This window comes from Cyanobium sp. Cruz-8D1, from assembly GCF_024345975.1.
Lineage (GTDB): Bacteria > Cyanobacteriota > Cyanobacteriia > PCC-6307 > Cyanobiaceae > Cyanobium.
This window is the reverse complement of record NZ_JAGQCD010000072.1, coordinates 1-9,230: the sequence shown is the minus strand read 5'-3', so window position 1 is coordinate 9,230 and position 9,230 is coordinate 1. Positions and strand designations below refer to the sequence as shown.

Sequence of the window (9,230 nt, the reverse complement as noted above, 5' to 3'; positions counted from 1 at the left end):
TGAGGCCCAGCCAACCGCCGCACTCAGCCGCAGTGGCCTGGTCGTATCGGCGACGCAATGGAAGGCCCTGACAGGAACTGGGCTATAATTGGCTGTTGGAATCTGCCGCGTAGCGGCTTAGTTCAACGCTGATTCGGCGGTCCGCAGAAGCTGCGGGGTGCCGGCTCTTTGCCGCATAAGCTACCTATCATTACCTCCTCTATCAGCCTTAAACCAACTGGAGCAAGGCATCTCGGGTATCGCCACCTGCTTCATGGATTGTTACGCGGTCCGCAGAAGATCCTTCTGTTCCTCAGAGCAGGTCAGCGGGGCTTCGTACCCCAGATGTACCTCTATGCAGCACATGGGTGTAGACCATGGTGGTTTTCACATCGCTGTGGCCGAGCAGTTCCTGAATCGTACGGATGTCGGCGCCCTGTTCCAGTAGGTGCGTGGCGAATGAATGGCGGAAGGTGTGGCAGGTCGCCGGTTTGCTGATCCCCCTCAGCCACCCCATCAGCGCACTGGGGGCCCCACTGAATCCTTCGCTGGCAACAGCCAGCAGTGATGCCAGCGACTCGTGTCCCCAGGCCCTCCTCCTGCAGCGATTGCACCTTTGCCCCCCTGGAGCCAGCACCCAACGCTCCAGTCACTGCAGCCCTCCCTGCAGATCACCGCCGACTGCTGGGCCCTGCTCGCTGCTCCTGACGGCACCAGCCGCAAGGAGCACTATCTCCCCAGGGGCGAAAGAGAGCCGGAGATCGCCTACCGCAAGCGCCTCGATGCCGCCCGCCCTTCGGGTTTCTTTCGCGATGCCCTGCGCACCTACGCCGGCATGCTCAGCCGGGGCAGTTGGATCAGCCTCCACGCCAGCTTGAGCTTGGTGCTCACCGACGTGGATGGTAGGGGCACAGACCTTGGCGTGTTCCTCGCTGCGGCTGACTTGCTGGTGCTGCGGGATGGTGCAGCCCTGGTGCTGGTGCTGCCGCCCGAGCACAGCTGGCCCTCGGAAGGTGACCGCCAGGAGGCCCTGCGCCGGGGCGATCGGCTGTCGCTGCCCAGGCTCCAGCTGGTGCCCCGTGCCAACTGCCTGAACTGGGAGCTGCCCGTCTCCTACGGCCTGCCGGGCCGGATCATCTGGCGGGAGCCGCTGAACCGGCCCATCGGTGCGGAAACACCGGGGAGTGAGGCAGTGGTCACGGAGCAGATCCAGGCCCTGCTGGGCGATGCCGATGCCCCCGACCGCTGGCAGTACCGCAGTCTCTCTCTGCTCACCGTCGGCGATGCCGTGACCGGTCTGCAGCTGGCCCACCATCCGGTCTGCGCCGACCCCCAGGCCGGCAGTGGCTGGCGTTGTGACGAACCGGTGGTGACCACGTTTGATGGCATCAGCCGGCTGCCGGCCTGCTGGTATACCTCTGATGGTTCCGGGTTTGGCGAAGGCGACCTGCCGCACCTTGGCCTGGCCCACCAGTACCTCAACCACTTCCGCTGCAAGAGCGAATACGAGGAGCTCCTATCCCGCACAGCGCTGCCGGTGGGGGTGCGCAAAGGGATGGTGGACGCCATGGGCAACAGCCAGGCCGGCCCCGTCGTGCTGGGCCCCAACACCTGCATGGACCTGCCAGCAGACGCCTCCTTTGAGTTTGTCGAGATCCGGGCGCGGTCCCTTGCGGAGCACCGGGCCTGGCTGCAGATCCTCGATGACACCATGCGCCGCGACGCCCTGATCCCCAGCCAGAACCGCGGCGCCGCCCGCACCGAGATGGAGATCAGCCTCACCGCCAGCCAGAGCTATGCGCTGCTGCAGGCGATGGCGATCCAGAAGGCGTCGCTGTTCTCCACCCTGCTGCAGCACTGGACGGCCCTGACCGGTGACCCCCTCACCTCCGGTGCCGGCCTGCAGGTGACGGTGAGCCCGCTCACCCCGCCGATCCAGCCGCAGCCCCAGGTGAAGGAATGGATCGAGTTGTTCGACAAGGGGGTGATCAGCCGGGAGGAACTGCGCCACCAGCTGGCGCTGGCGACGGCCAATGCAATCAGTAGCCCGACGCTGGATGACAGTCCAGCCACCAGGGCCGGGGAGGGGGAAGAGCAGGGCTGATTCAAAGTCTGTCCCAAGGTTCCTTGCCGGGGCTGTCAGCATGGGTTGAGGTCGGCGGAATCGCCCCTGTTCTGTGCTTGAAAGCGCTTCTACCGCAACCGATCTCGATCTCATCAGCTATCTGAGGTCGATCCCAGATGCGCGGATGCGGCGCGGGGTTCGGTTTCCGGCCTGGTATCTGCTGCTGGTCTCGGTGCTGGGAATCCTGAGTGGTTGCCAGAGCTTGCGGGATCTGGAGCGATTCGCCATCCGCCACCACGCCGTGCTCACCGAGTCGCTGGGCATCAAGCTCAGGCGTCCGCCGTCGGACTCCTCGTTCCGCTACTTCTTCCACCAGGTGGATGTGGCGGCCCTATGCGCTGCCATCCGTGACTGGACGATCGCCCAGATCCCAGGCGGGGCAGCCGATCTCGATCAGCTGGTGTGTGACGGCGAGACCCTGAGGGGCTCTATCGAGCCGACCAGCGGCGGTGGTTCTGCATTCATCGCCCAGGTGACGCTCTACTCGGCAGCCCTGGGCGTGGCGATCAGCCAGGCCTGCTACGCCACCGGCGAAAACCATGAGCGGGCAGTGCTGCGGCAGCTCCTTGGCGAGCTGGATCTGGAGGGCGTGCTGATCCAGGCGGACGCGCTCCATACCCAGCGCCCGTTTTTCGGCAGCTCCAGGAGCAGGGGGCCGACTTCCTCCTGACGGTAAAAGCCAACCAGAAGATTCTCCACCGCCAGATCCGCAGTCAGTTTCAGGGAATGCGCAAGATCCCTTTCGTGGCGAAGGATCACGAGATCAGCCATGGCCGCGACATCACCTGGACGCTGCGGGCAAAGGAGGCACCGCAGCACATCCTCGAGAGCTGGGTGGGCACCAGCTGGATTTTGGAAATGACCGCTACCGGCACCAGAGACGGCAAGCCGTTTCAGGCGCAGCACCTGTTTCTCACAAGCCTGCGCACCACCCCAGAAGCACTGCTGCAACTGGTGCGAGACCGCTGGAGCATTGAGTGCTGGCACTGGATCCGTGACACCCAGCTCCACGAGGACGCCCACCGCTACCGGGGCAATGGCGCTGGTGCGTTGGCCAGCCTGCGAACTGCAGCACTCAACCTGTTGCGGCTGGCTGGTTTTCAGTCGATCCGCGCTGGGATGCAGGCGGTGATGCACGACATCAAGGCGCTGCTGGCGATGGCGATGCGTCAGCCAGCAGTACCCGACCCATGCTGAAACTTTGAATCAGCCCTGGGGGGAAGAGCGTGTCGCAGACGGAACAGCCCAGGGTGCAACAGCGCTGAACGGGAGCTGACACTGATCAGCACTCGCCACCACAGCCTGCGAGCAGGTCAGTTCCGGCAGCAACGGTATCCGTAGACACGCAATAAGTTATGCAGTTCTTGCGTGAAATGCGGCAAATCCCGCAGATCGACTGCGCTGCAATGATTCAGCGTAATGGTTGATCAAGGCTGACGGGCACCTCGAAAAATCGCAAGACTGCTTGATAACGTCCGGATTTAGATTATACTAGGCCATACAGATTACATGCTTTCTATGGGCCAGCGAGGTTTCTGGGACGAACAGCAAAGAGTTGCAAAGCTCCAAGAGAAGAAGCCGGTTCTGATCCGTCTCGCAGAATCGATTCCCTGGGAATCTTTCCGCCCTTTGCTTGACAAGGGCTATAGCCAGGAGCGCAAAAGCAATGCTGGACGCAAGAGAATCGACCCGCTGATTCTTTTCAAGATGCTGGTGCTCCAGCAGCTATTTAATTTAAGTGATGAAGAGATCGAATTCCAAGTAAATGACCGTCGCTCCTTCGAGGAGTTTGTTGGTCTTGGGGTGATGAATGACATACCAGATGCCACCACAGTCGCCTTCTTCAGAGAGCGACTGCGCAAGGCGGGAGTTATCGAGGAACTCTTTGAGATGTTTGAGGAATACCTGCGCTCTCAGGGTCTCCAAGCCCGGGGTGGTCAGATCATTGACGCGACTCTCGTCCCTGTTCCCAAGCAACGCAATACCCGCCAGGAGAACAAGGAAATCAAAGCCGGAAGGCTGCCAGAGGGCTGGGATGAAAACCCAGACCGCTTGCAGCAAAAGGATTTAGACGCTCGCTGGACACAAAAGAACGGCCTCAGTTACTACGGTTACAAGAACAGTATTTGCATCGATGTTGACCATGGATTCATACGCCGATATGCTGTCACTTCTGCCAATATCCACGACAGCCAGATGCTTGCACGCCTGCTTGATCCAGAAAACGAGCATGACTATGTCTGGGCAGACTCAGCATATTCCGGCGAATGCTTTGATGCTCTTCTGAGTCTCGGTGGCTTCGAAAGCCTGATCCACGAAAAAGGCGCTCGCAATCATCCGCTTAGCGACGCAGCCAAGGAATTAAATCGTCTCAAGTCGTCAATCAGAGCTTGTGTCGAGCATGTCTTTGGCTGCATGACCATGTCCATGGGTGGAAAGCTGACAAGAAAGATTGGGCTAGAAAGGAACGAGGCTTGGTGGGGCCTCAAGAACCTGACATTTAATTTCCTGCGCTATCTACAGCGCTCTGCCCACGTAGCAGTGGTTGCATGAGTCACTCATAGAAGTGCTACGGCTCAGGAAAACTCGTCAATAGCGAATATAATGTATTGATGCTCAGCCGCCTCCTTGGCGGCTTTTTTATGTCCGCAAGATTTCCCATTTTTACTGATTATTCGAGGTGCCCTGACAACAGAACCGGCGCGCTATAATTAACAGCACAATGAATTGTTGAGCCGCGTATCTGCTGCGTGCTGCCTCTCCTTCCCACCCCCGGGAGCCCATAGCCATGGACCAATCCGCCAGCGCCAGGCGTCTCCTGGACCTGCTGCTGACTCATTGGCAGGAGCGACCCCAGCGATGGCCCCTGGATGGCTGGATCAGCCGCTCCGAGGTGGCGATCAGGTTGGTCGCAAGGCCTTTCGCCCCTCTCCACACCAACCGCTGGTCTGCTGCTTCCGCCCGGCACAGCTGCAGTAGTGACTGGGCCGCAGACCGCGAGCATGGATTGTCTGATCCATGACATCCCCGGCCCAACCACCACCAGCCCCTGAGCTCAAGCCCGTCGACGTGCGCTACGAGCACAGCCAGTCCCTCCCCGCCCTGCTGGAGCACCTGGATCTCTCGGTGCTGCTCTCCACCTACCAGGCCGGGCGGGTGGTGAGCGTGGGCAGCCACCGGGGAGACCTGCGGCTGGGCTTCTCCCGCTTTGACCAGGCCATGGGGCTGAGCCGCACCGCCAGCGGCATCGCCGTCGGCACACGAGATGCGATCTGGACCCTGCCGGCCAACCTGGAGATCGCGGCCTACATCCAGCCCGAGGGCGAGCACGACATCGCCTTCCTGGCCCGGAGCTGTCACCACAGCGGGCCGCTGATGGGCCACGACCTGGCCTGGGGATGCGAGCGGCTGTGGGAATCCCTGAGCCACAGGCCCAGAACAGAGGTGCTGATGCAGAGCGATCCTCGCAATCCGCGCTGCTGGCTTGAGGCCGGATTGTGGACGGTGGGCGTGATCCATGCACTGGCCCGGCTTCTGAGCTCTCTGGAAAAGGCGCTGGGGTGGTTGCTTCCTCCCCCTGCCTCTACCGGATAGGCCAACGGAAATCATCCATCTCTTCTCGACTAACACCACCCCCAACATCAGCCTTGGCCACCTCTTACCTCAATCTTCTCGAGACGCACCTGCAGGATTGGCGAGAGCTTCTGATCGTGTGGGCAACGAACGGCACTCTCTCGCGGGCCGCTCAGACCGCATTGCAGCTGGAGGGGGAGCCGGAGAAGCTGCGTGAGCTTGTGGGGGAATGGAGCCAAGGCGACTTCAGAAACCTTCCGCCGGTGGTGTTGCTGCCCGCCGGCGACATGCCTGGTGCGGCTGGAGCTTATGCAATCAGCACCCGCACGATTTATTTAAATCAGGACTGGTTGCAGAGCGCAAATCGGGAGCAGGCTTTAGCGGTGCTGACTGAGGAGTTGGGGCATCATCTGGATGGGTTGTTGAATGCCAGTGACACGCCGGGGGATGAGGGGGAGCTGTTTTCAGACTTACTGACAGGGAGGCTCCCACCTCTACAAGACAAGGCTGGTTATTTTGTGGAAGACGATTCAGCAGCAATCACGCTGAACACCCAAGAGCAAGATATAGAGATGTCTGCATTTCTGCCGATATCCTTACCGATTCAAAGAGATCTTGAAATTGAAGTTTTCGACCCTGATGCAATTGGGCCTGACCGCATCACACTCATTAGAATCGCAGTATTGATCAATGGAGTTTCGAGCGGATTGTCAGACTTTTCTGCTTTCGGCAAATTTCTCAATACGCTCTATGAATACAAGGATCTGATAGGCTTGTTTTATGATCTTCAGAAAACAATACAACAGGACAAAAGTGATTGGGAGCTTGCGGCATCACGTGAAAAGTTTATCAAGGATCTTGTCTCCATTAGTGTGGGCGCTTCAATGGGATTCTTTGGCCCTCCAGGGATACTAGCTGGACTCGCATTTGGCATTCTAGTAGACTATGGAATAACCAAGCCGCTCGTCGAGAGCATTACTGCTCCGCTTCAGTTATTCGAAGGCTATTATGGAAAAATTCCTGTCACTGAAGCGTTGCTAGATGGCAAGTTTGATGCATATCCAGCAATTTCAGAGCTGGCAGCTAGATATATTAGTGGAGGTGATACGGGTTTAACCCGCGATCAGTTTAATCAGCTCCTTCAAGAGCAAGGCCAGTACGAAACTTTTTTGACAATTATATCCGCTAATTCAAATGGCGGAACGAGTGGGTTGCCACAATATGGAGCAGGCGAAAGCTCTATGTATCTTTCCATTGATGGCAAGCTATCTTTAAAACCAGGGAGCGGAAATATTGTTGAAGATGTTAGTCAATTCGCTATGTATGAACTCATCTTGGAGGGTGCAAGCATCAAGGGCAGCTTGGCCAATGAGCTTACTTATTATTATGGAACGATCATAGATCTAAGCATTGAGTTAACAGGCATTGTCAATATTGACACTAGAAGCAGCACTCAATTTCTTGGTGCAACAAACAATAGGGGAATAGTTAATCTAATTAATGGCAGCACTTTTGTAATCTCACAGGGAAGCTTTTCAAATACCGGCATACTTGATTCCAGGTCGGGAAATGTCGACTTTTGGATTGACGTTAGCGAGCATGGTGTCATCAAAACTGATGAGAATGCTGGTGGTCTCGTAAGATTTAGAGGCGGAATCCATACATTTAATTCGGCTGCAAAGTTCACAGGGAAAAACTTCTTGGCTGACTACGATGCAACGATAACCGGGGTATGGAGCAATGAGTTAACCTTTGCTTCTGGAACAATCAAAAATCTTGAGATTAGCGCGGATGGCATAATAAACATCGATCTATCTGCCTCTAATGTTAGTTCTGCCACATTGCTTGGTGTTTTAAATAATAAGGGAACAGTAAATCTTTTACGTAGTTCCGTTCCATATAGTGGAGGATATGGCTTGGTCTTTGGAGATGAAAGAGGCAAAGTAGACTTTAGTAATTCAGGAATCTTTAATTCTGGGGATTCAAATGGCTATGAAGTTTCGCTTGCGACTCTCCAAGAAGCCGGGAGTACGTTTAATAATAGTGGAGTTTTTAATGTTAAATCCAACACCTATGTCGGTCTTGACTTTGTCAATACTGGAACTATAGCTAACACTTTGGGTTACACTCTTGTAATCTCACAGGGAAGCTTTTCAAATACCGGCATACTTGATTCCAGGTCGGGAAATGTCGACTTTTGGATTGACGTTAGCGAGCATGGTGTCATCAAAACTGATGAGAATGCTGGTGGTCTCGTAAGATTTAGAGGCGGAATCCATACATTTAATTCGGCTGCAAAGTTCACAGGGAAAAACTTCTTGGCTGACTACGATGCAACGATAACCGGGGTATGGAGCAATGAGTTAACCTTTGCTTCTGGAACAATCAAAAATCTTGAGATTAGCGCGGATGGCATAATAAACATCGATCTATCTGCCTCTAATGTTAGTTCTGCCACATTGCTTGGTGTTTTAAATAATAAGGGAACAGTAAATCTTTTACGTAGTTCCGTTCCATATAGTGGAGGATATGGCTTGGTCTTTGGAGATGAAAGAGGCAAAGTAGACTTTAGTAATTCAGGAATCTTTAATTCTGGGGATTCAAATGGCTATGAAGTTTCGCTTGCGACTCTCCAAGAAGCCGGGAGTACGTTTAATAATAGTGGAGTTTTTAATGTTAAATCCAACACCTACGTCGGTCTTGACTTTGTCAATACTGGAACTATAGCAAATTCGTTCGGTTCAACACTATGGTTTACATCTCAGCTGGTCAATCATGGTATATTTGATTCCAGATCGGCAAGTGTTCATTTTTATTCAGACTACTTACAGTCCGCCGGCAAAACAATCATTCAAGAAGATACATTATTGACACTTGCTAGCGGCACTCAATTTTTGCTCGATGGTGGACTTTTGACTGGTAATGGGACAATCAATGGCAGCATACGTAATTCTTCCATAATTAATCCAGGAGTCTCGATTGGTTCTCTTGTTATTTCGGGAAACTTTCTCCAGACAGGTACGGGAATGACCAATATTGAAATTGGTGGAACAAGCAACTTCGACTCTCTCCAAATATCTGGCGAAGCTTCCCTTGACGGTCTTATTAATATCTTGCTTGTCAATGGTTTTGTCCCAAAGCTTGATGATTCCTTCAAGATCGCAAACTTTACAAGTATCTCAGCAGTGTCATTATCTTTTTCTGGTCTCAGGATCAATGATGCACTCTCCTTTCAGTCCGATGTTCTTGCGGACGGAATTTATTTAACTGTTGTTTCATCGTCTCTCCCCAAGTTCGCCGACATCAGCAGTGTTACGGACAACGTTGGTCTGATCCAGGGCGTTGTTGCTGCTGGCGCTCGCACTGACGACACCACACCAACCATCACAGGCACCATTAGCGCGGCACTGGCTGCCGGTGAAACCCTGCGCATCTACAACGGCAGCACCCTGCTCGGCAGTGCCACCGTCAACAACACCGCCAAGACCTGGACCTATACCCCCACCCTGCCCGCTACCGCTGGCACCACCTACAACATCACCGCACAGGTGGC

The 9,230-nt window shown here is 55.2% G+C and carries 5 protein-coding genes and 2 pseudogenes; 6 read left to right on the top strand and 1 reads right to left on the bottom strand.

Annotation, left to right across the window (positions count from 1 at the left end; all coding sequences use genetic code 11):
- Positions 1–292: 292 nt before the first annotated feature.
- Positions 293–481, bottom strand: a pseudogene (locus tag KBZ33_RS20390) (tyrosine-type recombinase/integrase); the annotation flags it as partial.
- 114 nt (positions 482–595) lie between these two features.
- Between KBZ33_RS20390 and KBZ33_RS20385 the strand changes: the two are divergent.
- The 6 genes and pseudogenes from KBZ33_RS20385 to KBZ33_RS20360 all read left to right on the top strand — a co-directional run.
- Entirely contained in the window at positions 596–2,083 is a 1,488-nt protein-coding gene (locus KBZ33_RS20385) for a DUF4055 domain-containing protein (RefSeq protein ID WP_254955282.1), read from the top strand.
- 73 nt (positions 2,084–2,156) lie between these two features.
- Complete coding sequence (locus KBZ33_RS20380) at positions 2,157–2,774, top strand: ISAs1 family transposase (protein ID WP_254955283.1); 618 nt, start codon at positions 2,157–2,159, stop codon at positions 2,772–2,774.
- Positions 2,771–3,301, top strand: a complete 531-nt coding sequence (locus tag KBZ33_RS20375) for an ISAs1 family transposase (protein ID WP_254955286.1) — start codon at positions 2,771–2,773, stop codon at positions 3,299–3,301. The genes KBZ33_RS20380 and KBZ33_RS20375 overlap by 4 nt, the downstream gene beginning before the upstream one ends.
- 321 nt (positions 3,302–3,622) lie before the next feature.
- Complete coding sequence (locus KBZ33_RS20370; protein ID WP_254955284.1) at positions 3,623–4,657, top strand: IS5 family transposase; 1,035 nt, start codon at positions 3,623–3,625, stop codon at positions 4,655–4,657.
- A gap of 465 nt (positions 4,658–5,122) precedes the next feature.
- Positions 5,123–5,698 carry a DUF4915 domain-containing protein gene (locus tag KBZ33_RS20365; RefSeq protein WP_254955285.1) on the top strand — a complete coding sequence of 192 codons (576 nt, stop codon included), beginning with the start codon at positions 5,123–5,125 and terminating at the stop codon, positions 5,696–5,698.
- A 53-nt stretch (positions 5,699–5,751) separates the two neighbouring features.
- Positions 5,752–9,230, top strand: a pseudogene (locus tag KBZ33_RS20360) (hypothetical protein); the annotation flags it as partial.

Bases quoted from the DNA above. Each gene is read 5' to 3' on its own strand.
- KBZ33_RS20370 (WP_254955284.1), top strand. From the start codon at position 3,623: ATGGGCCAGCGAGGTTTCTGGGACGAACAGCAAAGAGTTGCAAAGCTC.
- KBZ33_RS20365 (WP_254955285.1), top strand. From the start codon at position 5,123: ATGACATCCCCGGCCCAACCACCACCAGCCCCTGAGCTCAAGCCCGTC.